At 58.0% G+C, this 22,364-nt stretch carries 24 protein-coding genes and 1 tRNA gene; 2 read left to right on the forward strand and 23 right to left on the reverse strand.

Features of this window, described 5'->3' with window-relative positions; all coding sequences use genetic code 11:
• Nucleotides 1–60: 60 nt before the first annotated feature.
• Complete coding sequence (locus AK2_RS09300; RefSeq protein ID WP_067933602.1) at nucleotides 61–1,179, reverse strand: Gfo/Idh/MocA family protein; 1,119 nt, start codon at nucleotides 1,177–1,179, stop codon at nucleotides 61–63.
• A complete protein-coding gene (locus AK2_RS09305) occupies nucleotides 1,179–2,312 on the reverse strand; it encodes a Gfo/Idh/MocA family protein (protein WP_067933786.1) in 1,134 nt (377 codons plus the stop codon). The genes AK2_RS09300 and AK2_RS09305 overlap by 1 nt, the downstream gene beginning before the upstream one ends.
• A 276-nt stretch (nucleotides 2,313–2,588) precedes the next feature.
• On the opposite strand from AK2_RS09305, the gene AK2_RS09310 reads away from it, so the two are divergent.
• A complete protein-coding gene (locus tag AK2_RS09310) occupies nucleotides 2,589–3,335 on the forward strand; it encodes a M48 family metallopeptidase (protein ID WP_067933604.1) in 747 nt (248 codons plus the stop codon).
• A 9-nt stretch (nucleotides 3,336–3,344) separates the two neighbouring features.
• Here AK2_RS09310 and AK2_RS09315 read toward each other — a convergent pair whose 3' ends face one another.
• Entirely contained in the window at nucleotides 3,345–4,244 is a 900-nt protein-coding gene (locus AK2_RS09315; protein WP_067933606.1) for an EamA family transporter, read from the reverse strand.
• A gap of 424 nt (nucleotides 4,245–4,668) precedes the next feature.
• The gene (locus AK2_RS09320; RefSeq protein WP_067933608.1) at nucleotides 4,669–5,439 is read right to left on the reverse strand and encodes a CheR family methyltransferase; all 771 of its coding nucleotides are present in this window, start codon (nucleotides 5,437–5,439) and stop codon (nucleotides 4,669–4,671) included.
• Nucleotides 5,440–5,472: 33 nt separating this feature from the next.
• Between AK2_RS09320 and AK2_RS09325 the strand changes: the two genes are divergently transcribed.
• The gene (locus tag AK2_RS09325; protein WP_169794765.1) at nucleotides 5,473–6,468 is read left to right on the forward strand and encodes a patatin-like phospholipase family protein; all 996 of its coding nucleotides are present in this window, start codon (nucleotides 5,473–5,475) and stop codon (nucleotides 6,466–6,468) included.
• A gap of 67 nt (nucleotides 6,469–6,535) precedes the next feature.
• Here AK2_RS09325 and ndk read toward each other — a convergent pair whose 3' ends face one another.
• From ndk to AK2_RS09420, 19 genes are all read right to left on the reverse strand, one after another.
• The gene (gene ndk, locus AK2_RS09330; RefSeq protein ID WP_067933612.1) at nucleotides 6,536–6,985 is read right to left on the reverse strand and encodes a nucleoside-diphosphate kinase; all 450 of its coding nucleotides are present in this window, start codon (nucleotides 6,983–6,985) and stop codon (nucleotides 6,536–6,538) included.
• A 73-nt stretch (nucleotides 6,986–7,058) separates the two neighbouring features.
• A complete protein-coding gene (locus AK2_RS09335; RefSeq protein ID WP_067933614.1) occupies nucleotides 7,059–8,027 on the reverse strand; it encodes a polyprenyl synthetase family protein in 969 nt (322 codons plus the stop codon).
• A 2-nt stretch (nucleotides 8,028–8,029) separates the two neighbouring features.
• Nucleotides 8,030–8,752: a demethylmenaquinone methyltransferase gene (locus AK2_RS09340; protein WP_067933616.1), complete on the reverse strand. Its 723-nt coding sequence runs from the start codon at nucleotides 8,750–8,752 to the stop codon at nucleotides 8,030–8,032.
• Nucleotides 8,752–9,516, reverse strand: coding sequence for a heptaprenyl diphosphate synthase component 1 (locus tag AK2_RS09345; protein WP_067933618.1), 765 nt, complete (start codon nucleotides 9,514–9,516; stop codon nucleotides 8,752–8,754). Before AK2_RS09345 ends, AK2_RS09340 begins: the two co-directional genes overlap by 1 nt.
• Nucleotides 9,517–9,665: 149 nt before the next feature.
• Complete coding sequence (gene mtrB, locus AK2_RS09350) at nucleotides 9,666–9,905, reverse strand: trp RNA-binding attenuation protein MtrB (protein ID WP_067933620.1); 240 nt, start codon at nucleotides 9,903–9,905, stop codon at nucleotides 9,666–9,668.
• A gap of 111 nt (nucleotides 9,906–10,016) precedes the next feature.
• Nucleotides 10,017–10,093, reverse strand: a tRNA-Pro gene (locus AK2_RS09355).
• Between the two features lie 117 nt (nucleotides 10,094–10,210).
• Nucleotides 10,211–10,573, reverse strand: a complete 363-nt coding sequence (hbs, locus tag AK2_RS09360; RefSeq protein WP_281180640.1) for a non-specific DNA-binding protein Hbs — start codon at nucleotides 10,571–10,573, stop codon at nucleotides 10,211–10,213.
• Nucleotides 10,574–10,592: 19 nt separating this feature from the next.
• Nucleotides 10,593–12,071, reverse strand: a complete 1,479-nt coding sequence (gene spoIVA, locus AK2_RS09365; RefSeq protein ID WP_067933625.1) for a stage IV sporulation protein A — start codon at nucleotides 12,069–12,071, stop codon at nucleotides 10,593–10,595.
• A 309-nt stretch (nucleotides 12,072–12,380) separates the two neighbouring features.
• A complete protein-coding gene (gene gcvH / locus AK2_RS09370) occupies nucleotides 12,381–12,767 on the reverse strand; it encodes a glycine cleavage system protein GcvH (RefSeq protein WP_067933627.1) in 387 nt (128 codons plus the stop codon).
• A gap of 105 nt (nucleotides 12,768–12,872) precedes the next feature.
• A complete protein-coding gene (locus tag AK2_RS09375) occupies nucleotides 12,873–13,910 on the reverse strand; it encodes an NAD(P)H-dependent glycerol-3-phosphate dehydrogenase (protein WP_067933629.1) in 1,038 nt (345 codons plus the stop codon).
• A gap of 51 nt (nucleotides 13,911–13,961) precedes the next feature.
• Nucleotides 13,962–14,555, reverse strand: coding sequence for a glycerol-3-phosphate 1-O-acyltransferase PlsY (gene plsY, locus AK2_RS09380; RefSeq protein WP_369406135.1), 594 nt, complete (start codon nucleotides 14,553–14,555; stop codon nucleotides 13,962–13,964).
• 114 nt (nucleotides 14,556–14,669) lie between these two features.
• Complete coding sequence (der, locus tag AK2_RS09385; RefSeq protein ID WP_067933632.1) at nucleotides 14,670–15,983, reverse strand: ribosome biogenesis GTPase Der; 1,314 nt, start codon at nucleotides 15,981–15,983, stop codon at nucleotides 14,670–14,672.
• A 37-nt stretch (nucleotides 15,984–16,020) separates the two neighbouring features.
• Complete coding sequence (locus AK2_RS09390; protein WP_067933635.1) at nucleotides 16,021–17,421, reverse strand: DUF512 domain-containing protein; 1,401 nt, start codon at nucleotides 17,419–17,421, stop codon at nucleotides 16,021–16,023.
• A 61-nt stretch (nucleotides 17,422–17,482) separates the two neighbouring features.
• On the reverse strand, nucleotides 17,483–18,076 hold the full coding sequence (locus AK2_RS09395; RefSeq protein ID WP_067933637.1) for a hypothetical protein: 594 nt from the start codon (nucleotides 18,074–18,076) through the stop codon (nucleotides 17,483–17,485).
• A gap of 161 nt (nucleotides 18,077–18,237) precedes the next feature.
• Nucleotides 18,238–19,398 (reverse strand): 30S ribosomal protein S1, encoded by a 1,161-nt coding sequence (gene rpsA, locus AK2_RS09400; protein WP_067933639.1) that lies wholly within the window; start codon nucleotides 19,396–19,398, stop codon nucleotides 18,238–18,240.
• 154 nt (nucleotides 19,399–19,552) lie between these two features.
• Nucleotides 19,553–20,152 carry a lysophospholipid acyltransferase family protein gene (locus AK2_RS09405; RefSeq protein WP_067933641.1) on the reverse strand — a complete coding sequence of 200 codons (600 nt, stop codon included), beginning with the start codon at nucleotides 20,150–20,152 and terminating at the stop codon, nucleotides 19,553–19,555.
• Nucleotides 20,145–20,822, reverse strand: coding sequence for a (d)CMP kinase (gene cmk / locus AK2_RS09410; RefSeq protein ID WP_067933643.1), 678 nt, complete (start codon nucleotides 20,820–20,822; stop codon nucleotides 20,145–20,147). Before cmk ends, AK2_RS09405 begins: the two co-directional genes overlap by 8 nt.
• A 232-nt stretch (nucleotides 20,823–21,054) precedes the next feature.
• Complete coding sequence (locus AK2_RS09415) at nucleotides 21,055–21,549, reverse strand: hypothetical protein (RefSeq protein ID WP_067933644.1); 495 nt, start codon at nucleotides 21,547–21,549, stop codon at nucleotides 21,055–21,057.
• A 71-nt stretch (nucleotides 21,550–21,620) separates the two neighbouring features.
• Entirely contained in the window at nucleotides 21,621–22,259 is a 639-nt protein-coding gene (locus tag AK2_RS09420) for a flagellar brake protein (protein WP_067933645.1), read from the reverse strand.
• Nucleotides 22,260–22,364: the final 105 nt, after the last annotated feature.

The following is a 22,364-nucleotide window of genomic DNA, read 5'->3' on the forward strand; positions in this document are numbered from 1 at the left end:
CCTGTGTCCTCACGGCGAGTCGGGAGTTGCCCGACTCGCCTCCGGTTGAATGCCCGGGGCCTACAGGACTCCCAGCACATCCTGGGCAATAAATGGTTCTGGACGTTCACAAGTGCTTTGCAACTCGTAGTGCTTCCCCTCATCGGATGCGATGTGAAACCCATGCATGGCTTCGAGCACATGGTAGCCGAGGTCGCCATGCGCGCGATGCTGCTGTCCCCTTTGCAGAGACGCGGCCATTTCCGCGACGCCCAGCCCGCGGCTGTTTTCGACGAAGTCAAACAGGACCGGGATGTCGCTCCACTGGTCAGCGCCGCGTCGGCGAATCCGCACCGGACCCGCGAAATGGTTTGGATCTGGTACGCTCAAGGACCCTTCACTGCCATAAATCTCGATGCGCGGCACCTCACCGTACCACACGTCGAAACTGGTCACGAGCGTGGCGATGGCACCGCATTCAAAATCGATGACGCCAGCAATGTGCGTCGGCGTAGAGACCGGGATCCTCTCTCCGCGCCGCACCGGACTGGTGACAATCCGCTCCGGAAAGGTGATCCTCGCGGACCCGGTGACCCTGCGCATGGGCCCCAGCAGGTGAACCAACGCGGTCAGATAGTAGGGGCCCATGTCGAACATGGGGCCGCCCCCCATTTGATAATAAAAGGCGGGATCCGGATGCCAATGCTCGTGCCCGTGGCTCAACATGAACGCCGTCGCCGCCACCGGCTCGCCAATCCATCCCTCGTCGATCAACTTGCGGCAAGTCTGCAGCCCGCCCCCGAGGAACGTGTCCGGCGCGCAACCTACGCGAAGGCCACGCGTGCGCGCGGTTTCCAGCACACTCCGAGCGGCCGCTAGATCCACGGCCAGCGGCTTCTCCACATACACATGTTTCCCGTGTTCCAGGGCCGCCAGCGAAACCTCAGCGTGCGCTTTGGGCACTGTCAGATTGAGAACGCAATCAATCTCCTCCCGGGCCAACAGATCTGGCACCGTAAAGACGTGGGGAATGGAGAATTCCCGTGCTTTTTCTTGGGCGCGCGCCATGTCCAGGTCGGCGACCGCCACGACCTCAACCGTGGGCAACGCCTGAAGATTGGTCAGGTATACGCGGCTGATGTTCCCACAGCCGACCACGCCCACTTTCATCGGACGCAATCCCTGAGCTACCTCTGGCATCATTCACCCACCTTTTCCCACTGGCCGCTGGCAACGGACCGTTCCACTGCCTCCAACACCTGCTGATTGCGCAGCCCGTCGACAAAATCAGGCTTTGCACCTGTGCCGCGCGCCACGCTTTGCAAGGCTTCGTAGAACAGATTGAGGAATGTGTGCTCATAGCCAATGATGTGTCCAGCCGGCCAATAGGCGCCAGCGTACGGATGGACATCCTCGGTGCAGTTAATGGTGCGAAAGCCCTGCAGCCCAGGTTCGTCGTCCGTGAGATACACCTGGAGATTGTTCATGTTCTCCAAGTCCCAACGAATGGAGCCCTTTTCCCCATTGATTTCGAACCGGTTTCCGTTGCGGTTGCCAGCCGCAAACCGTGTCGCTTCAAAGACCCCGATGGCTCCGCTTTCGAAACGGGCGAGAAAAGCGGAGGCATCGTCAACATCGACCTCTCCCATGGCTCCCTGAGTGGTTTGGGCGTGCAGACCGCCCGTCATCTCACCCAAGGGACGCTGCTTGATGAACGTTTCCATCATACCCACAACCTCGCGGAATTCTCCGACCAAAAAGCGAGCCAAGTCGATGATGTGGGCCGCGATGTCCCCGTGCGCACCGGATCCGGTCACTTCCTTGCGCAAGCGCCAAACAAGGGGAAACTGCGGATCCATAATCCAATCCTGCAGGTAGGTGGCGCGGATATGATAAATGCGGCCAAGTCGCCCCTCGTCAATCAGCTTCTTGGCAAGTTGAACGGCCGGGGAAAATCGGTAGTTGTGGCAAATGACATTGACCACGCCGGTTTCTTGGACCGCCTGAAGCATCCGCTGCGCCTCGTCGACACTCATGCCGAGAGGCTTTTCACATATCACGTGTTTGCCGGCTCTGGCGGCCGCGATGGCCATTTCCGCGTGCGTGTTATTGGGAGTGACAATGTCGATGACATCAATGTCGTCACGCTCTATCAGGCGGCGCCAATCGGTTTCATAGGATTGCCACCCCAGCTGCTGGGCTGCCGCCTGCACCGCGGCCTCGTCGCGACCCGCGATCGCCTGCATCACGGGCAGGGCCTCCATATCGAAGAAAAACGGGAGGTCCCGATACGCGTGACTGTGGGCCTTGCCCATAAATTTATAACCAATCATGCCAATACGAATCTGTCGTTTTGCGGTGCTGTGCACAAAACACCCCGTCCTTTCAGGAAAGAAAATCGACGCCCTCTTTCTTAATTGGCAATCGACTACGCAAATTCCTGCAAGCGCATTCGCGTTTTTCGGTCAGGTGAAGCAGACCGTCACTTCAGCCGGCTGCAGCCCGTCATTCTCATCAGAACAACGATGGGGCCCGGGGCGTGGTGAGAACTTGCCGGACTTCCTTGGGGGCGTGTAACCTGAAGACAGTCCCTAGAAAGGAGCCACAGAATGCCCGAATTTCGGTTTGACGACCGGATCGTCCAGTATGTCATTGAGCACCGGCCACGCAAGACGAAGGTAACCCTGCATGTGGATGGTGAACGCGGGGTGTACATCCGTGCTCCGCTGTCCGTTCCGGACGCTCAAGATGAATCGATGGTTGCGCGCAAGGCGGAGTGGATTGTCCGAAAAATGGACGAGATTGAAAACAAGCTTAAATCCGTGGAGCCACACCGTTTCGAACCAGGAGAGATGTTTTGGTATCTGGGCGAGAAGTATCCTTTACATGTCATTCACGTTAGCGAGGGGAAACCGCCGGAGCTTCACTGGAACGCCCAGAGCTTCTCGTTGTATACGCCGCTCCCCGCTCGGACAGGCGTGCGTGATTTAGAGCCGGTGGCGGATACTGCTGCACTGCGGCGCCTGTTTCGCGACTGGTACATGAAAGCGGGCAGGCCTGTGATTGAAGAACGTGTAGAAACCTTCGCCCCGGTTTACGGATGGCCGAAACGAATCATCTTGAAGGAGCAAAAATCGCGCTGGGGCAGTTGTTCGTCAGATGGAACCATACGACTTAATTGGCACATATTGATGGCGCCCATGGCCATCATAGATTACCTTATCGTGCACGAACTGGCACACCTTCGACACCGCAATCACGCGCGGCCATTTTGGGATGCTGTCGCCCGCACCATCCCAGATTACCCAGAGCGGCGCAGATGGCTGAGAGACAACGGTCACAGATTCAAACTGTGACAGCGTGCATCATCCGCCGCGGACGACCATCCAAACTCCCAGTACAGTCAAAGGCGTATACACAAACGTCAACCACGTTTTGTCTTCCAAGCTGCGAAACCACAGCGACGACAGGATGACCAGCACCACCGGCTGAATACCGACAATCGTGGCCACCACGCTCACCGGCGCGAAATCCACAGCTGCGTAAAAGGTCAGGACCGCGGCGGCCGAGGTGATGGAAGACGCCAAGGTGTAGGGACTGCGCACAGATACGTAAAAGCGCGTGTACGCCCTGAGCCTTCCTTTCCCCGCCAGGTAGGCCACATAGGCCGCCGCAGCTACAGTCAGATCGATGGCGGCCGCCCATAGGGCGTCTCCCGCATCCATACCGAGCTTGCGCCAGGTATGACCCACCCCTTCAAACACAGCGGCAGCCAATCCGAGGACGACACCCTCCAGCACACGGGTCCGAAAGACCGCCCGAGTGTCCCGCCGGCTCCGCTCCACCAGCAGCAAGCCGACACCGGACAACATCATGAAGATGCCCAACCATTCCTCAATTTTGAGCGGTTCATGCAAAAAGACCACCGCAGTCATGATGGTGACGATGGGAGAGAGAGATTTCACCACCACGCTGCGCGTGGCCCCTAAGCGCACCATCGACGCAAACAGAGCTGTCCGGCCCAAAAATGTTCCACACAACCCAGACAGAGCCATGAAACCGATGTGCGGCCAAGGCCATACCCAAGCAGAAGGCTCAAGCGATATACGGACACCAGAGGCTGCGAGCAGCACAAGCGAGGAAAGGCAGAGAACGGGCAAAACCCCGTTGTCACAGGTTTCGCCGCGGCGCTGAGCGACATGCAGCAACAGATAAGACAGAGAATACAACACGCTCGACAGCAGAGCGGTCCATTGGCCGACCACAGTGCCCCCTCCCCTCCTCGCAGCCACCCAGTGTCCTGGGACAACTACGAACAACCCTATGGGAGGCAGCGCAAAAATATGACTCCTACACCAGAGGCATCGGCTTGGTGTCGGTCTCACCCGGTACCGGGGAGAAGCCCGCAGATGCTCTCATCGGCGGCCGGCGTTCATCCAAAATCCCCAGAGCACAAACACCACAAGCAGAACCACTGTGGGCAGCCAGACGTAGATCGGAGCCACGGTATGTATCCTCCTCAAACGGGATTGAACACCGTTAAATTAGGAACTCAAACGCAGGCGGACAGAACGGACAAAATTCCTTGAAACTTCTATTTTCAAGACTATACTAACGCGCCCCTCCACGAAACTCAATCCCGTTGCGTGGCAAACGCAAAAACACTCCCCTGGATGGAGGCGTTGTCACCTAGCGGGACGACTTCTGGTACAGAAATGGGGCGACGTTGACGAGACCGTATCGATGGCTCTGTAGGAACTGCTCGGTCGACCCGACAAACAGAATGCCTCCGGGCGCCAGCGCGTCCGCGAGCTTTGTGATAACCCGGTCCTTTCCTTCCTCGGTAAAATAAATCAACACGTTTCGACATACGATGAGATGAAAAGGCGCCCCCGGCGGAAGCGCATCGCTGAACAGGTCGTGCTGCAGAAACCCGATGTGTCTCTGCAGGCGCGGCTGGATGCGCCAACTGCCTCCAGGTTGAGGCACAAAATATCGATTCCGCTCGGAGTCCGGCAACGACCGCAGTTGATGCAGGCGATAGACGCCGTCCTGGGCAGCGGCGAGAGCAGACTCATCAATATCGGTGGCAAGAATGCGGTAGGAGACCCCATGCTGCTCAAACAGGATAGCCAGTGTATACGGCTCTTCACCAGTCGCACACGCGGAGCTCCAGACGCGCACAGGTGCCACTTGCAGCCTCTCAATCCATGGCCACAGCGCCCGCCAGCGCTCTGGATTGCGAAAAAACTCGGATACGTTGATCGTGATCTTGTCCAAAAATGCCTGACGCAGTTTTGCATCTTGTGTTACGGCCTCGGCCAACGCGTTCAAATTGGGATAGTGATGACGGATTTGGAAAGAGCGAATCCGCCGCTCCAGTTGAGGTCGTTTATAGAAGGTTAAATCGAGGCCAAGCCGTTTGCGAAACGCATGCATGAATGCGTCGAAGTCGTCCATAGGTGTCCCCTTGCTCCTGGAGGTGAGCCCCTCGTGATCCCCACATCGGAACTACCCTTCCGAATTGGTGTAGCCCTAAGCGGAGGAACCCTCAAAGCTGCCGCTCATGCTGGCGCCTTGGAGGCTCTTCGCGACCTGGGCGTGTCTCCCGCCATGGTAGCAGGAACCAGCGCCGGGGCCGTGGTGGCCGCCTTGTTCGCCCATGGCTACACTCGCACAGATTACCTGGACCTTATTCGACACTTTCCGGGAATTTCCCTGCTTGATTATGGGCTGCCATGGTCCCTGCGCGTCTCTCGGTTTTTCCGCCTGCCCATCCATCTATCGTATCGGCTGCGCTGGATGAGATGGCCCGGAGGGCTGGTCCGCGGTCAGACCCTGCAGCGTTATTTCCGCAAGACCCTATCTGGACGCAAGCCCGGCACCCCCTTTTTCGCCCTTGCCACCGATTTGGTCAGCGGCGATCCGGTCGTGTTCTCCAACTATCCGCCCGCCCTGGCCTCAGGACGGGCCCTGCCCGCGTCGCCGATTGACCAGTGCCTGCTCGCCAGCTGTGCATTGCCTGGCATATTTCGCCCCGTCTACCGAGACAACCGGGTGCTGGTCGACGGGGCGATGCGCCACTATGTACCTGTGTATGTGCTGCGAGAAATGGGGTGCCAAAAAATCATCGTGGTTAACCTGCATACGTTGGACAGAGACTGGCAGCCCCGCCACCTGGTGGACGTCCTTTGCCGCTCGTTCGATGTGCTTTTGCGGGAGACCATAGAGGATGACGTGGGCGGAGACGATGTCTATGTCGTGGAGCCATGCCTACAGGGCATGAATTGGACCTCGCTGCGACGACTGGAGGACAGTTTTTACGCCGGATACGAAGCCGTCATATCAAACAAGCAGCGTCTACTCGCCTGGATTCACGACGGTCCCCCCATCCACCGACGACCGCCGCTGCAGGTGCGCAGGCCTTCGGAAACCCCGCCGGGAATGACGAGAAAGAAGCCAACCAATCGAAAGACCTCTGCCCCATGAGGGGACAGAGGCCATTCCCGAGGCAGCGCCTCGATTGGCGATGCGCGCAGTCAAACTCAACCGCCGCCTAGGCCAACCAAACGTCCACGGCGCGCTCGTACGCCAGCGTGCCCTCTGGGAACCACAGCCTGATCTCTCGGTCTGCACTCTCCGGAGAATCGGAACCGTGAATCACGTTCATGGCGATGGTGAGTCCATAGTCGCCACGAATCGTTCCAGGTGCCGCCTCCGCGGGATTGGTTTTTCCCATCATGCCGCGAACGATATGGATGGCTCCTTCTCCTTCCCAGACCATCGCGAACACGGGCGAGGAGGTGATGAATGTTACCAAGTCCTGAAAGAACGGGCGTTCACGGTGCTCCGCGTAATGCTGTTCAGCCAGTTCGCGGCTCACGGACAACAACTTTGCCGCCCGCAGTTTGAGCCCTTTACGCTCAAAACGAGCGACAATCTCGCCCACCAAGCCCCGCTGCACGCCATCTGGTTTTACCATCACAAACGTCAATTCTGTTGCCATGTCCGTACTCCCTTCCGTGTTGTACGCGCCCCATTTTACGGGAAGGCGGACGATGTCTGCAAGCTTCCGACACCTAATAAACGCGCTGGTTGACAAACTCGGCAATGATGCGCAGTTGCCCCACCACCTTATCGGCTGGCAGCAAATCCAATTCGGCCACCGCCTTGTCCAAATACCTCTCTGCCAGCGACCTGGCGTAGTCCAGTGAATTCGAAGAACGAATCAGGTGAACAGCTCTCTCCACGTCACTCGCGTCCATTTCGGTATGTACCAAGCTGCGCAATTCCTGCGCATAAGGACCGGCCGCCAGTGCATGCAAAGTGGGCAGCGTCAGGTTTCCCTGCCGCAAATCGCCACCCACCGGTTTGCCCACCACCTCGGCATCGCCAATAAAATCCAGCAAATCATCTATGATCTGAAATGACATGCCTGTGTAATGACCAAACCTGCGTGCCGCGCGGACGGTCGTCTCATCGCACCCGCCTACGCGGGCTCCGACCGCGCAGCTCACCGAGATCAACAGCGCTGTTTTCCGTTCCACGCGGCGCAAATACGACCGCAACGATTGATGCCAATTATAAAAATCTCGGATTTGGTCAATTTCTCCCTCACACATACGAACCATAGCCAGAGACATCTCTTCATGAACCGCGGGAATGTCAATGGTGGTCAGCAGTTGAATCGCACGGGCGAACAAAAAATCGCCCGTGTACATGGCTGGACGGTTCCCAAACCGAGCTCGCACAGTCGGCCTTCCCCTGCGCACGTCCGATTCATCGACCACATCGTCGTGCACCAGAGAGGCCATATGTACCAATTCGAGAGCGGCCGCCGCGCGGTATACCTTCTCGTCCGGACGTCGGCCGCCAAGTCGGCTGCACATCAGGGCAAACAGCGGCCGGATTCGCTTTCCGCCGGCCTCCAGGAGTTGCCTTGCCGATTGAGTCATCGCTGGATTGGCGGACGCCACGGCTTCGATGAGGCAACGTTCAACGCAACGCAAATCGTTCTCGTACACCCGATAGACCGAGTGAAACTCCATGCTTAGCCTCCTGCCTTACGGCCGAGATGGAGGGCCGCTACGCCGCCTGTCAACGGATAACTTCGCACTTGTTCAAGCCCGACTTCGCGAAATATCTGTTCCAACTGGCGGCGATCCGGAAAATCAACCAAGGACTCGGGCAGCCACGCGTATGGCGCCCTTTTCCCCACTGCCAGCGCACCAATCCAGGGTAGAATCCGGTTAAAATAAAAGTAATACAGCGATCGCCACACCGGCCACTCCGGCTTGGACAACTCCAGGCTTACAACCCAGCCCCCCGGCCGCACGACGCGCGTCATTTCCGCCAGGACCTGGCGGACATCCGGCACATTGCGTAAAGCGAAGCCAATCGTCGCCGCATCAAACGTATCTTGCGCAAACGGCAACGCCATCGCATCCCCTTGCACAAGCCGTGTCCGACGGGCCAGGTCAGAGTGGCGGCGCAGCTTGTCCTCAGCGACATCCAACATTTCCTGACAAAAGTCGATGCCGACCACTTCACCCTGCTCCCCGACCGCCCGCGCCAAGGACAGCGTCCAATCGCCGGTTCCGCATGCGACGTCCAAAGCGCGGCTGCCAGGCTCAAGCTTCAGGTGCTTCATGGCGAAGCGCCGCCACCCCTTGTGCTGCGAAAAGCTGAGCACCGTATTCATCATGTCGTATCTGCGCGCGATCTGGGCAAATACATCGTGCACGTACCGCGCTTTATCCGTCCGCACAGCCATCATCGGTTCCCCTCGGCCAACAATCGTTGTTCTAAGTTTCGCTGTACCGGCAACAGGCACTCCAGCAGAAAATTGGTGGTCTGCTGCAATCGCACATTGATAGGACCCCGTAGAATATTCTCAATCAGATCGGACAACCACTGATTGAGCTGTCGCACTGAGAACATGTTCGGCAAATCATCGACCGATTGACGGTCACTCAAAACGTACGCCTTGACCAAGGACTTGACTTGATTGAGCCAAGCCGCATCACCAGGAAACAGCCACTCGCAGACCGCGTACAGCAGTTCTCCGTGTACCGTAGAGCAGAGCTCCAATTTTTCTTGTAGGCGCTCTTGGGAAGGCTCTCGCTCAGCACCTTGTTGCAGACTCCACAGCGCCATTTTGGCCTCGTTGACTTTCACGACCGCTTCACAAAGACCCGCCAACAGACGCAGATCGCCCAGACGAGCCAGTATCCAGTAATACCGCCCGCTGCTGTAGTCCCCAGTGAGAACCATCAACTGGCGAACCTGTCCGGTGTGAGCATCCACTTCATCGTGAATGGACAGACCCAACTGCAGTAACAGAACCGCTTCCAGAATTGGACGAGTTCGCACGGAAGGCAGATTGGCGCCGCGAAGGATGGCTGACAGCACGTCGAAATGAAACCGGCTGGCTGCAGGCTCTATGCGGTGTTTCCGCAACAGTGGGTGATCAATGTAGCGGCGGACTCGTTGGTCCAGCTCTTGAAACCGAATGTCGTTCACCTCGGCAAGTGCCACGCAAGTTTCATCCCCTTGCTGTCGTCCAGAATCCTTCGTGGGACGCCCGCCCAAGCCATCTGCAGCCTTCGCCCATGCATAGTATATAGTATATCACAGCCGCAAAATCCCGCCTGCATCATCAGTCCCTGAACGGCGAGATTCTCGCTTCACCTTCCGTCTTCACCGCCCACCGCCACCTTGCCGTGCTTGGTGTACACCAACGCTTTCCCACGGATCTTCATGGCTGAGGTGTGTTCTGTAAACTGAACCACCATCACCTCCCCGCGGTCCAGCTTCTCGGTATGATGAAACTTGGTTTCTGGGCCGCGGGTCAGGCCCATCACCTGGACCCCGTTTTCCAACGCTTGAATCACAAAGTAGTCACCAAGAACAGGAGATTCCGACATTCCGCTCCCCCCTTCAATCACGCCCGGATGGCGATGCCCGAAGCGTTCCCGCCATCAGGCCCAGAGTACGCCAGAACAATGAAAAACCAGCGTACAACGACGCTGGTTTTTTGGTCGGAATGCCGGGATTTGAACCCGGGACCTCTACCTCCCCAAGGTAGCGCGCTACCAGGCTGCGCCACATCCCGTGGATTCATTGCCGCGCACAAGTCATTATAGCCGATGTTCACCGACATTGCAATCATCCACGTGAAATCGCGATCAGCCTGCTGCACACAGCACACCGCGGGGGCGAGGGCAACGGCCTATTGAACCTCGGCACGCAGCCCTTTGCCGGCTTTGAACGACGGCACACGACTCGCCGCGATGTCTATGACCTCCCCGGTCTGCGGGTTGCGCCCTTTGCGCGCCGCCCGTTCGCGGATGTCAAAGTGCCCAAACCCGACCAGTTGAACCTTCTCTCCTTGCGCCAACGCTTGGGTGATGACATCGAAGACAGTGTCCACCACCAACGCGCAATCCTTTTTTGTGAAGCGAGTGCGCTCAGCGACCAGTTGGACCAATTCCGCCTTGTTCATTCTCAACACCTCGCACAACACCGTGATTTTACAGGTGTTGCCGGGTTTTTTCGAATTTATACCCTTCGCCTCCGCCACGGCTCCTGTCATTTTTGATTGACACACCGATTCAGAGGATGATGGCGATGAGCCCGCCGCTGCCCTCGTTGATGATGCGCTGAAGGGTCTCCCGCAGTTTGTACTGCGCGTTTTCCGGCATCAGCGAGAGTTTCCCAGATATCCCTTCTCGCACAATCGCGGCCAGGGACTTTCCAAAAATGTCGCTGTCCCAGATTTTCAAAGGATCTTGCTCAAAATCCTGCATGAGGTATCGGACCAGTTCCTCAGACTGTTTCTCCGTACCGACTATCGGGGCGAATTCGGATTCCACATCAACCCGAATCATGTGAATCGACGGCGCTGTGGCCTTGAGCCGAACGCCAAACCGCGACCCTTGCTTGATTAGTTCCGGTTCATCCAACGTCATCTCTTCCAGGGCTGGCGGTGCAATACCGTAACCGGTCATCTTGACCATCTTCAGTGCGTCCGCCACCTTGTCGTATTCGCGCTTGGCGAAGACAAACTCTTTCATCATCCGCAGCAGTTGATCCCGTCCTGTAATCCGCTCGCCGACGACTTCCGTCAGCACTTGGTCATACAGTTCATCGGGGGCGGATAACTCTATCACGGCAATGCCCTTGCCCATGTCCATATGCGACAATCCGGCATGCGACACAAACTCGTACGTCCCGAATTGGCTGACCACCCGGTCTATGTCGCGAATTCGCCGGATGTCCTGGATGGTCTCATGCACACAGGTCTGAAAGCGCTGGCGCAGCCAATGGTCCTCATCCAGCACCATCACCCAGTTGGGCAGGTTCACGTTGACCTCTTTAACAGGAAACTCGTACAGCGCCTCGCGCAGAACGATGTTGATCTCATGTGTTGTGAGTGTGGCACAGGACAGGGCAATGATGGGGACATCATACTTTTCAGCCAATTCCTGTCGCAAGTCCTGGGCCTGCTGAGAGGCCGGATTCGCTGAATTCACGATGACCACGAACGGCTTGCCCAGTTCCTTCAATTCCTCCACGACACGCTCTTCCGCCTCGACATAGGCGTATCGCGGGATCTCGGCAACGGTGCCGTCTGTGGTGACGACGACGCCCAGCGTGGAGTGGTCACTGATGACCTTGCGGGTGCCGATTTCCGCCGCTTCCTGGAACGGAATCGGGTCATCAAACCAGGGCGTTGAAACCATTCGCGGCCCGTTGTCGTCTTCATAGCCGCGGGCGCCGGCCACCGCGTAACCCACGCAGTCCACTACCCGTACGTTTACGTCCAGGCCTTCCGCCACCGAAACCTCCACCGATTGATTGGGGATAAACTTCGGCTCGGTGGTCATGATGGTGCGACCGGCAGCGCTCTGAGGCAGTTCGTCGGTCGCACGTGTCTTATCGGCTTCATCCTTGATATTCGGCAGCACGATGAGTTCCATGAATTTTTTGATGAAAGTAGACTTGCCTGTGCGTACGGGGCCAACCACGCCGAGGTAGATATCGCCCCCTGTCCGCTCGGCAATGTCTTTGAATACGTCGAATTTCTCCACGCTTTCCTCCTCCTCGCGCAGCGGGCCAGAGCCCCAAGACTGTCCAACTCTATGAGGACATTACATGTATATGCGGTTCGGCGCGGGCTATGCCCAGGAGGCTCGCCGTTCCTGACACTGATCTATGGATACGTGCCAGACTCGTGCGTAGAACAAACCGGGCACCTGGACGGCGACGGAAGGTGAAAAGAAAACAGCGGGCAAACCAGCGTGACATTCGCTGGATTGCCCGCCATAAGATCAGCGCGGAATGCCAACCCGCGGTCTCATACAGCCGCCCGGATACACAGGTGCATTGCCAAAACAAAATTACGATTCGGACACAAACGATTCATAGTCTCCCGCATCCAGGAGGTCGTCCAATTCTCCGGGGTTCTCCATCTCGATGACAATCATCCATCCCTCTCCGTATGGGCTGCTGTTCACGAGTTCCGGATGGTCGGTCAATTTGTCGTTCACCGCGACCACCCGTCCTGAGACCGGCGCGTACAAATCAGAGACGGTTTTTACCGACTCCACGGTGCCGAAGGTTTCGTTGGCATGCACCGTGGCACCGACGTCCGGCAATTCGACGAACACGATGTCACCGAGTTCGTCTTGGGCAAAGTGCGTGATCCCCACATGGGCCCGGCCGCCTTGCGCGCGAACCCATTCATGTTCCTTGGAATACTTGAGATCAGGGGGGATATGGCTCATACAACGACCTCCCGGAGCTATGTTTTCACCTTTTCGGAAAGCATAGATGCACGTCCAGTGTATCAAAATGATCCTGCAGAAACACGCGGGTGAGCGGAAAAGCGGTTAGTAGAGCCACTGCGGGACGGCCCCCTCAATGGCCACTTCCTCCATCTCATGGCTGCGAGCCCGGCCCATCAACTCTTCTACCGCATGCGAAGGGTTTTTACCTTCAAACAGGACGGCATGCAAGGCGGACGTGATGGGCATCTCCACTTCGCACTGCGCAGCCAGGGCCATCGCTACGCGGGTTGTCGAGATACCCTCGACCACCATGCCCACATGGCGCAGCGATTCATCGAGTGTCATGCCACGGCCGATCATCCGCCCGGCCCGGAAATTCCGACTGTGTTGGCTGGTGCAGGTCACAATCAAATCACCGATCCCGGAAAGGCCCGCAAACGTCATGGCGGCCGCTCCCAGCCGCACCCCAAGACGGATGATCTCCGCCATTCCCCGGGTCATCAACGCGGCGCGCGCGTTGTCGCCAAACCCGAGCCCATCGGCCACCCCCACCGCCAGGGCGATGATGTTTTTCAGTGATCCCCCGATTTCCGCACCTACAATGTCTGGATTTGTGTAGACACGCAGGCTGCCGTTCATCAGCGCATCCTGCAGCTGTTCCGCAGTCGAACGGCACGTGGACGCCGCGACGATGGTGGTGGGCAGACAGGCAATCACTTCTTCAGCGTGGCTGGGCCCTGTGATGGCACAGATCCGCTCCGGCGGCCAGCCCGTGAGGTCTTGCATCAAGGTGCTCATGCGGCGGTGACTGGCCGGATCGAACCCTTTGACAGCGTGGGCCAACATGCATTCAGGCGGCAGCAAGGAACGCGTCGCCGCCAATACCTCGGCCATCGCCGCCGACGGCACCACATACAGCACGATCTCGGCGCCTGCCAAGACCGACTCCAGGTCCACCGAGGCATGGAGTCCCGTCGGCAACTCGGCCTCCCCGAGGTAGCGGCGATTGCGGTGATGCTGATTGATCTCCTCGACCATGCGGGTACTGCGTGCCCAAATGCGCGTCTCATGCCCGTTGCGCACGCACACCGCTGCCAGCGCTGTGCCCCAACTGCCTGCGCCCAGCACCGCGATTTTCAACGGCCATACCCCCTATCCCTTGCACGCCCGCGCTCGTGACGTCGGCCCCAATCAGCCGTGCCCGCCAAAAATTCGATTTTCCTCCCGGCGCCACAACCGTCCGATGTTGGCGCGGTGACGATAAATGGACAAGACTGCAGCGGCACACGTGAAGAGAAAGACACCGATTTGCGGATGGATAAGAACCACAAAGACGGGGGCCAATACCACGAATGTCAGCGCGCCCAGGGACACGAATCGAGTCAAAACGATGAGAGCCAGTGCGATCACGCCCGCGCAGACTGTGGGCAGCGGCAATAACAGAAGATAGACGCCAATCGTCGTCGCCACCCCTTTACCGCCGCGGAGCCCAAAAAACACTGGCCAATTGTGCCCCACGATGACCGCGAGACCGGATAGATACAAAAACCATGGATTTCCGTGTCCCCATGCCTGAGCGATGAGTACAGCTACGATTCCCTTCAGAACATCAAGAACGAGAACGGTCACGCCCCACTTCAAGCCGAGGACGCGCAGTGTGTTCGTCGCTCCCGCATTGCCGCTTCCGTGCTGGCGGATGTCGATTCGAGCCAACCAGCGGGCAATTAGCGTACTGGTTGAGATGGACCCGAGCAAGTACGCCACTAGAATGCTCAACACCAGCACGGTAATTCCTCCCCCATATCCCCTGCACTGAGCTTTGCGCAGACGGCCCTGTTTTCCGAGGCCACCTTTCTCAACCCAGACAAGCCGTTTCCCTACCTGTAGGATAGCACAGGTTCAACCACGTTCGCGTACACGCAGGCGAATGGGCGTCCCCTCGAAACCAAACGCCTCCCGCAACCGATTCTCAAGGTAGCGTTCATACGAAAAATGCATGATCTCCGCATTGTTGACGAAGATCACAAATGTCGGAGGTTTGACCGCCACCTGCGTGGCGTAAAGGATTTTCAGCTTCCGCCCTTTGTCGGTCGGAGGCGGCACAGCCGCCACCGCATCCTGAATCACGCTGTTCAGCGTCGAGGTCGCAACGCGCATCGCGTGCATCTCCGCCATTTCTTTGGCCAGCGGCAAAATCCGATGCACCCGCTGTCCTGTACGCGCAGACACATACAGCACCGGAGCCCACTTCATGAACGGGAACGCCTCGCGGACTTGGGCCGTGAATCGCTGAGCCGTCTTATCGTCCTTGTCGACAATGTCCCATTTGTTCACGATAAACCCAATGGCGCACCCCGCGTCGAGCGCGTAGCCAGCAATTCGTTTGTCCTGCTCCGCCAGCCCCTGCTTGCCATCGAGGACCACAAACGCCACTTCCGCCCTCTCAATGGCCCTAAGCGCCCGCAAGACGCTGTACTTTTCCACATCCTCATAGACCTTCCCGCGCCGCCGTATACCGGCCGTGTCCACAAGGATAAACGCATCCTCACCAGCATCGACGCGTGTATCGACCGCGTCGCGCGTGGTCCCCGCCTTGTCACTGACCATGACCCGCTCCTCGCCGACGAGCGCGTTGAGAAGGGACGACTTGCCGACGTTGGGCCGGCCAATGAATGCCACACGAATGGCATCGTCGTCCTCCTCCGGTGGCGACGCGGTTGGCAGCTTGGTCAATACCTCATCCAACAGGTCTCCGGTACCGCTGCCGTGTTCGGCAGAAATCGGAATGGGATGGCCAAAACCAAGTTCGTAGAAATCATAGGCGTGAGCATGGTGGTTGGGATGGTCCAGCTTGTTAACCGCCAGAACAACCGGTTTTCCGGACCTGCGCAGCAACTTGGCCACGTCCATGTCCGCGTAGGTGACGCCCTCACGGCCGTCGACCACAAACACGATGACATCCGCCTCGTCGATGGCCAGCTCGGCTTGCACGCGGATCAGATTGACCATTTCGTCCGCTTCGCCCAACTCGATCCCGCCCGTATCCATGAGGGCCAGCGAAATCCCATTCCACTCCATGCGCGCGTATAATCGGTCTCGTGTCACACCAGGTCTGTCTTCCACAATCGCGATGCGCTCGCCAAGCAGACGGTTGAACAAGGTGGACTTGCCCACGTTCGACCGTCCCACAATGGCGACAACCGGCACAGCCATAACCATACTCCTTTTCTTGAGACGTAGCGGATGAACATCAGGAGGACGCGGGCAACGGCGACGGCGTGCTCAGGCCGACATCCATGCTTCTGAGGGTGGCTTCATACCGCCGACGCGGCGGCAACGCCTGGGTGAAGCCGAGCGTGCCAAACAGCAGTCCCCTGCCCGTCGCCGGAACCACTGTTACCGGCTTCCCCAACTCTCGCGCCAGCCGTTCGACCGTCCAATCGTCCAAAAAGACGTCCTCTTCGTCCTTGAGCATGATGTCCGGCAACAAGACGGTGTCGAACCTGTCAATCTGTCCGGACAATTGCTGCGCAATGTCTTGACCGGTTAACAGCCCCGTGACAGTCACATGGGGACCGTAAAAGTAATTGGCAATCGGAAACACCTCGACGGTCAAACCGTTAATGCCGTCCAGCCGGGCCAAGGACTGACGAATCGTCTTCGCAGCGGAAACCGCTGTGACAACAGCCACTTTGCGCGACCGACCGTTCACTCGCTTGGGCACATGCGGCCAGGCCTCTTCCAATTCATCGAGGAACGTGCGGATGATGCCGACACCGTTCTCCGTCTGGCCGAAGTCGTCATAGTACTCCGATGGAGGGACATCCATATCGGCCAGCACGTAAAATTCGTCCGCGGCGTGCACGAACGACGCATGCAGTCGAGGCCGCAACTTCTCCTGCCACGCCTGGATTTGCTTGATCACCTGCCGGGCTTCTTCTGGGGTGCAGGGACGAAGCTTGTGCAGTCCCCGACGGTGCTTGGTTAAGCCAACCGGGACCACCGACAGCGTGCGCACAGCCGGATAGAACGGATGCAGGTCGGCAATGGTGCGATCCAGCTCAGGGCCGTCGTTCCATTCGGGACACAGGACGATCTGCGTGTTCATCTCAATCCCGTGTTCGGCCAGGAACGAGATCTGGCGCAGAATCTCGCCCGACCGCTTGTTCGCCAGCATGCGCACACGGAGTTCGGGGTTGGTGGTGTGCACCGATATATTCAGCGGCGACATTTTCATATTGACGATGCGTTGAAGTTCCTCATCCTTGACGTTGGTCAGAGTGACAAAGTTACCATGTAAAAACGACAGCCGGTAATCGTCATCGCGGACGTTGAGGGTCTCCCGCATGTTCTTCGGAATCTGGTCCACAAAGCAAAACACGCACTTATTGTGGCACAGCCGCACGCGGTCCACCGTGGGATGTTCGAAATCCACGCCCAGACCCTCGTCATAGTCCTTTTCCACTTCTAAAATCCACTCTTCACCATTCGCCCGCTTGATTTCCAACTCCATGTCCTCAGTAGCGAGCGCGTAGGACAAGTCGATAATATCTTGAATGGGTTGCCCATTGATTTTCACGATTTCATCGCCGGGAGCCAATTCCAACTCCTCGGCCAACGAATTTGGCCGCACTCTCGCGATGCGAGGCATCGTACCACTCCTGACTCGGAAGTTGTCATTATATCATTATGCTTGATGTTGTCCAATGCGGTCAACTTAACGACACGGGCAAACCGGATCGGCCGCGGCGCCGCATGGCCAACACGCAGCGGGTCAACACGTGAATCACGCTGAGCACAGCGATCACGGTCCACCACTGCCCGACGAGAGTGACCCAGGATGCGTACGATTGCCAGGGTGGCCGGCTTGGAAGCTGTAAGAGCAGGGCCAATCCAGATCCCATGATCTGTTCCTGGATGTCTCGTGTCATCGCGCTCAACACACAAGCGCACACCAGCCCCGACCACACACACATGGGCACCCCATGCCAGGAGTTGAATGGGTAATGTTCCCACATCCAGCGGCCGGCCCAGGCGGACAACAGGGAGCCACATGCCAATACGGGGAGCCTTCGATGGGCGAGCAACAGAACGCGACAGGTTCCATACAAAAACAGGGCTCCCGGCATGAGAAGCAGCCACGGACCTGGCGGGGTCAACAGCTGGACAAACACGGCGGACAAGTTTACAAGATATACCACCCAGGTGCATTGGCCGCGCTGCCGGCTGGAACTGAGCGCCGGGTACACAAGCTCCAACGCTAAAACCAACGCGCTCACAATCATCACCACATGCACGTCATTCATTCTCTCATCCTCCGCACCCGCCGCCAGACACTAGGTGAAACGGGCTCCAGGGCCCGCCTTGTAGAGGGGCACTATCACACGGTAGTCTTCCCCTGGCAGTAAAAAAAGACGCACGGCCATTGGCCATGCGCCTGTATAGGGATACGAGACAAGCGGCCTGTTTAGCGTTTGAACAAGTCGCCAAACAGATCTCCAAGCGTCGCTCCTGTCCCGGAATGGGTATCGTTGTGCCGGTCAAACAGGCGGTCTGATTGACGGGAGCCGCCACCGAGCGGATCGTTGCCCGCCTCCTTGATGGACAGCGAAATGCGCTGACGATCCGGATCGAATGACAGGATTTTTACCTGAACCTCCTGTCCCGGGCTGAGCACATCGGCCGGATGGGCAACGTGCTGACGAGAGATCTGGGAGACATGGACCAGCCCTTCCAAGCCCGGACGAAGCTCCACAAAAGCTCCGAAATCCACAAGCCGTTTCACCGTGCCGGTCACCACGTCGCCCTCGCGGAACTCGTCGATGTAGCGCTCCCACGGGCTTGGCTCGGCTTCCTTTATGGACAACGAAATGCGTCCAGCCTCCGGGTCCACCCGCAGGATCTTGACCCGGACCTTGTCCCCCTTCTTGACGACCTCCGCAGGGTCATCCACATGGTGCCATGCCAATTCGGAGATGTGCACCAAGCCGTCCACACCTCCGACATCCACGAACACACCGAAGCTGGTCAACCGCTGGACGGTGCCCTCAACCACCGCGCCCGTTTCGAGAGAGCGCATGATGTTTTGCACCTGCGCCTGGTGCTCATCGTCCAGGACAGCCTTCCGCGACAGCACCAACTTGTTGTTTTCGGGATCGATTTCGATGACACGGACCCGGATGGTCTTGTCCTTAAACTCGCTCAAATCTTCGACAAAGTGCCGGTCAACCAATGAGGCCGGAATGAATGCGCGCACGCCGACGTCGGCGACCAGTCCACCCTTCACCACGTCCTTGACCACAACGTCGAACGCTTCGTTGTTTTCATACTTGCGCAGAAGGTCGTCCCAGGCATCGGCGGCATCCGCGTCCCGCTTGGACAGGACGACGACTTCCGAGTCCTCGTCAATTTTCAGCACCTTCGTCCGGACCGTGTCTCCCACAGCAACGACTTCACTCGGGTGATCAATACGCAACGCGGACAATTCACGGATGGGGATGATGCCTTCAAATTTATATCCGATATCTACAGACACCTTTTTGTCGTCAACGGCGGTTACGGTCCCATTGACGACGTCCCCCGGCTGCAGAGCAGCAGTATTCAACATTTCCTGAAGATCCTCAGACATCCGAAGCCCTCCTCATGTGACCACAGAACTTTGTATAGTACTCTCGATTCCCGACCGCAGCGGCGAAAACCGAGCCATACGCGACGAATGGATGATCCATAGTATGCGGCTTACGTTCCAGGTCAATGCCCTATGCCCAACCCGTCGCGGAACCTCAAGCATGCCCCTCGTTCAGCAGCTCCTGGATACTGGACATCAGCTTCTCCAACAAGGTCTCATTGCTATCATCGGCCTCTGGCAACAGTGGTCGACCAAACCGGACAGTCAGCGGTTGTCGGAAGCGATAGGGCCCCACGATAGCCACCGGAACAATCGGGCACCCGGCTCGCCGTGCGATAAACGCAACCCCCGTCAATCCCTTGCCCAAACGTCCATCCTTGGACCGGTGCCCCTCCGGAAAGATGACCAGGCATCCACCCCGTTTGGGCACCGAAACAGCGTACTTGATGGCGGTGGTGTCACGAAGACCGCGACGAACGGGAAAACCTCCGAGCCATCGCAGAAAAGCGCCGATAGGACGGATTCTAAACAGTTCTGCCTTGGCCATGAATTGCACGTGGCGGTGCGTGCATATCCCAATCACGGGCGGATCCAAATTGCTGATGTGATTGGACGCCAAGATCAGCGGTCCTGTACTCGGTATGTTGTCCGCGCCCACGATGCGAAACCGGTACGTCACACGGAAGAAGCTCGTCACTATCACGCGTGCGACGCGAAACCAGAATGTGCGCGTCGGGTCGTCCGTTCTATTCATGCACGACTTGCTCCACAATCGCGAGAATCTCCGCCACAACTTCCTCCACCGAACGCCCTGTCGAATCCACGTGTCGGGCATCCTGGGCGGGACAAAGTGGCGCAACAGCCCGCGACGCGTCCAGACGGTCACGCTCCTCAATTGAGCGCGCCAAATCCTCGTGCGATACAGTGAACCCCTGGTCTTCCAGTTCTTGACGACGCCTGCGCACTCTCTCATCCAGGCTCGCTGTTAGAAAGATTTTGACGTCGGCGTCTGGGAGGACAACTGTGCCAATGTCCCGCCCATCCATGACGACGGCGTGCTCTTTACTGAATTCTTGCTGCAACTGTGTGAGCAGTTGACGCACTCGCGGCTTGGCCGCCACCCGCGAGACCTTGGCCGACACCTCGGGAGAACGCAGATAAGGAGTGACGTCCTCTCCATCCACAAACACGGCAAGTGCTCCCGATGACGACTCGCCGATGGACAATGAGTGGGTCCGCAGTAGCTGCACCAATCCTGCCTCATCGTCGACATTCACACCGTGTTGATCCGCCAGCCACGCAACGGCGCGATACATCGCCCCTGTATCCAGGTAGAGGATGCCAAGCTGCTGCGCGACTGCCTTGGCCACTGTGCTCTTTCCGGCGCCTGCAGGTCCATCAATGGCAATAGCCATACGACTCATACGCAAATAAACCCCTATGATTCCGTCTTGACCTTGGTGCTGATACGTCTTTTTCCAGCGTCCGAGAACAAGAAAAGCAGGCCAACGCCCGCTTTTCGTAAGCCCTCACCGAGCCATTCTCTATGCCTCGTTTGACACTATAGGTTAAGACGCACGACAGCGCGAGCGGGTAACTGTAGCGCTATACCAGTAACCATATAGTAGCATAGGGAATCGACGGTACGCAACGCACCTACACCGTGAACTTTGCGGTCGGCAGATGCACGCGTGGTTGGTCTGGCCCCAACGTCGCGGTCCAGCCGGGAGCCGGCGTCAACAGCCGGGGATTGTTCTGGTCCACTTCGACGGTCAAGCTGTGCTTCAATGTCGGCGCATACAGCGTGATTTGGTCTCCTTCGTGCAGTTGGAGCGACAAAGAGGCCCGTTCAAACACCCCCACCAACCGGCCGTTGCAAAAGACATGGATGGGCGCATCGAGGGAAGTCTCAGGCGACAAGTACAGCGTGATGGTTGCCTGCTCCGCCTCTACACTGGCCGGGACCACCTCGCTCGGCATCTGGACGAATCGATCCGCCGCCGCATCCAGATGCTCGCGCACGAAAGGCAACCGGCCCGCTGCCTGGACCGCCAGCAGAAAGGTCAGGCAACCTGCACACACAGGCAACAACACGCCATCCGTGCGCGCCACCAGGTCATGTAACCGCCGGGTCCATGTCTCGCCAGCCATCGGCATCCCTCCACTCCTAGGATATGCCTCTCACCGGCGGGACATGCCGAGACTCACAGGCACGCCACCCCCTACATCAATGCCCTTTGCCGTTGAAATGTGTATTGAATGATGCGTTGGCGAACCGCCTCTTTGATGCTGGTGAACGCCATGGAAGCCACCGCATATCCCGCTTCGTTGCGGTCTGAAACCCGGACTACGTGGCATTGAGCATCTACTGCGAACTGATTGGTTGGCAAGGAAAAGAAGACTCGGACTATCATTCCAGGCTGGAGACGGACTTGCCTTGGGATCAGCAGCGCCAGTCCACCGCCGCTGATGTCGCGGGTAAATACATCGTCGATTCGCTTATGCTGTCCATCCGTCCATTCCAGCCGGACCGGGATATCGGCCGGTACACGAAGGAACTCTCGTCGTTGCTGACGAATGATCTCGTCCCGCCTCGGCGCCCGAATCTCCCAGGATGGCAACACGCCCTCCTGCCTTCCTATGACCTCTCCGGTAAAGGCACACAACGCGCCATCCTTCGCCTGGTACTCCACCCATATGTTTCTGTGCAAAGCCAGTTGCAGCGGCGGTTGACCCGCGTCTGGTACCGGATTGTCCACCAGCCAATAAGCGTCTGTTATGTCGAGCAATTTGCATAGATAGTGTGGTTGATCAGGCTGTTCGCGTATCCGTAGCCACTGCCCCACCACAGGCAGCCTCATTCGCCCCACCCCCGCTTCCATATTTATTATTATAAGACAACTGACACAGGCGGGGCCGCCGCAACCACAATAAAAAACGGCGGCCCCGCCGGATATGCGAGACCG

The sequence above is a fragment of the Alicyclobacillus kakegawensis NBRC 103104 genome (genome assembly GCF_001552655.1).
Classification (GTDB): Bacteria; Bacillota; Bacilli; order Alicyclobacillales; family Alicyclobacillaceae; genus Alicyclobacillus_G; species Alicyclobacillus_G kakegawensis.

What these genes read in the sequence shown, in the direction of transcription:
- AK2_RS09300 (WP_067933602.1), bottom strand. Translation starts at nt 1,179, where the DNA reads ATGCCAGAGGTAGCTCAGGGATTGCGTCCGATGAAAGTGGGCGTGGTC.
- AK2_RS09305 (WP_067933786.1), bottom strand. Translation starts at nt 2,312, where the DNA reads ATGATTGGTTATAAATTTATGGGCAAGGCCCACAGTCACGCGTATCGG.
- AK2_RS09310 (WP_067933604.1), top strand. Translation starts at nt 2,589, where the DNA reads ATGCCCGAATTTCGGTTTGACGACCGGATCGTCCAGTATGTCATTGAG.
- AK2_RS09320 (WP_067933608.1), bottom strand. Translation starts at nt 5,439, where the DNA reads ATGGACGACTTCGACGCATTCATGCATGCGTTTCGCAAACGGCTTGGC.
- ndk (WP_067933612.1), bottom strand. Translation starts at nt 6,985, where the DNA reads ATGGCAACAGAATTGACGTTTGTGATGGTAAAACCAGATGGCGTGCAG.
- AK2_RS09335 (WP_067933614.1), bottom strand. Translation starts at nt 8,027, where the DNA reads ATGGAGTTTCACTCGGTCTATCGGGTGTACGAGAACGATTTGCGTTGC.
- AK2_RS09340 (WP_067933616.1), bottom strand. Translation starts at nt 8,752, where the DNA reads ATGGCTGTGCGGACGGATAAAGCGCGGTACGTGCACGATGTATTTGCC.
- mtrB (WP_067933620.1), bottom strand. Translation starts at nt 9,905, where the DNA reads ATGTCGGAATCTCCTGTTCTTGGTGACTACTTTGTGATTCAAGCGTTG.
- hbs (WP_281180640.1), bottom strand. Translation starts at nt 10,573, where the DNA reads ATGACAGGAGCCGTGGCGGAGGCGAAGGGTATAAATTCGAAAAAACCC.
- gcvH (WP_067933627.1), bottom strand. Translation starts at nt 12,767, where the DNA reads ATGAGCCATATCCCCCCTGATCTCAAGTATTCCAAGGAACATGAATGG.
- der (WP_067933632.1), bottom strand. Translation starts at nt 15,983, where the DNA reads ATGGCTGTGCCGGTTGTCGCCATTGTGGGACGGTCGAACGTGGGCAAG.
- AK2_RS09390 (WP_067933635.1), bottom strand. Translation starts at nt 17,421, where the DNA reads ATGCCTCGCATCGCGAGAGTGCGGCCAAATTCGTTGGCCGAGGAGTTG.
- AK2_RS09395 (WP_067933637.1), bottom strand. Translation starts at nt 18,076, where the DNA reads ATGAATGACGTGCATGTGGTGATGATTGTGAGCGCGTTGGTTTTAGCG.
- rpsA (WP_067933639.1), bottom strand. Translation starts at nt 19,398, where the DNA reads ATGTCTGAGGATCTTCAGGAAATGTTGAATACTGCTGCTCTGCAGCCG.
- AK2_RS09405 (WP_067933641.1), bottom strand. Translation starts at nt 20,152, where the DNA reads ATGAATAGAACGGACGACCCGACGCGCACATTCTGGTTTCGCGTCGCA.
- cmk (WP_067933643.1), bottom strand. Translation starts at nt 20,822, where the DNA reads ATGAGTCGTATGGCTATTGCCATTGATGGACCTGCAGGCGCCGGAAAG.
- AK2_RS09415 (WP_067933644.1), bottom strand. Translation starts at nt 21,549, where the DNA reads ATGGCTGGCGAGACATGGACCCGGCGGTTACATGACCTGGTGGCGCGC.
- AK2_RS09420 (WP_067933645.1), bottom strand. Translation starts at nt 22,259, where the DNA reads ATGAGGCTGCCTGTGGTGGGGCAGTGGCTACGGATACGCGAACAGCCT.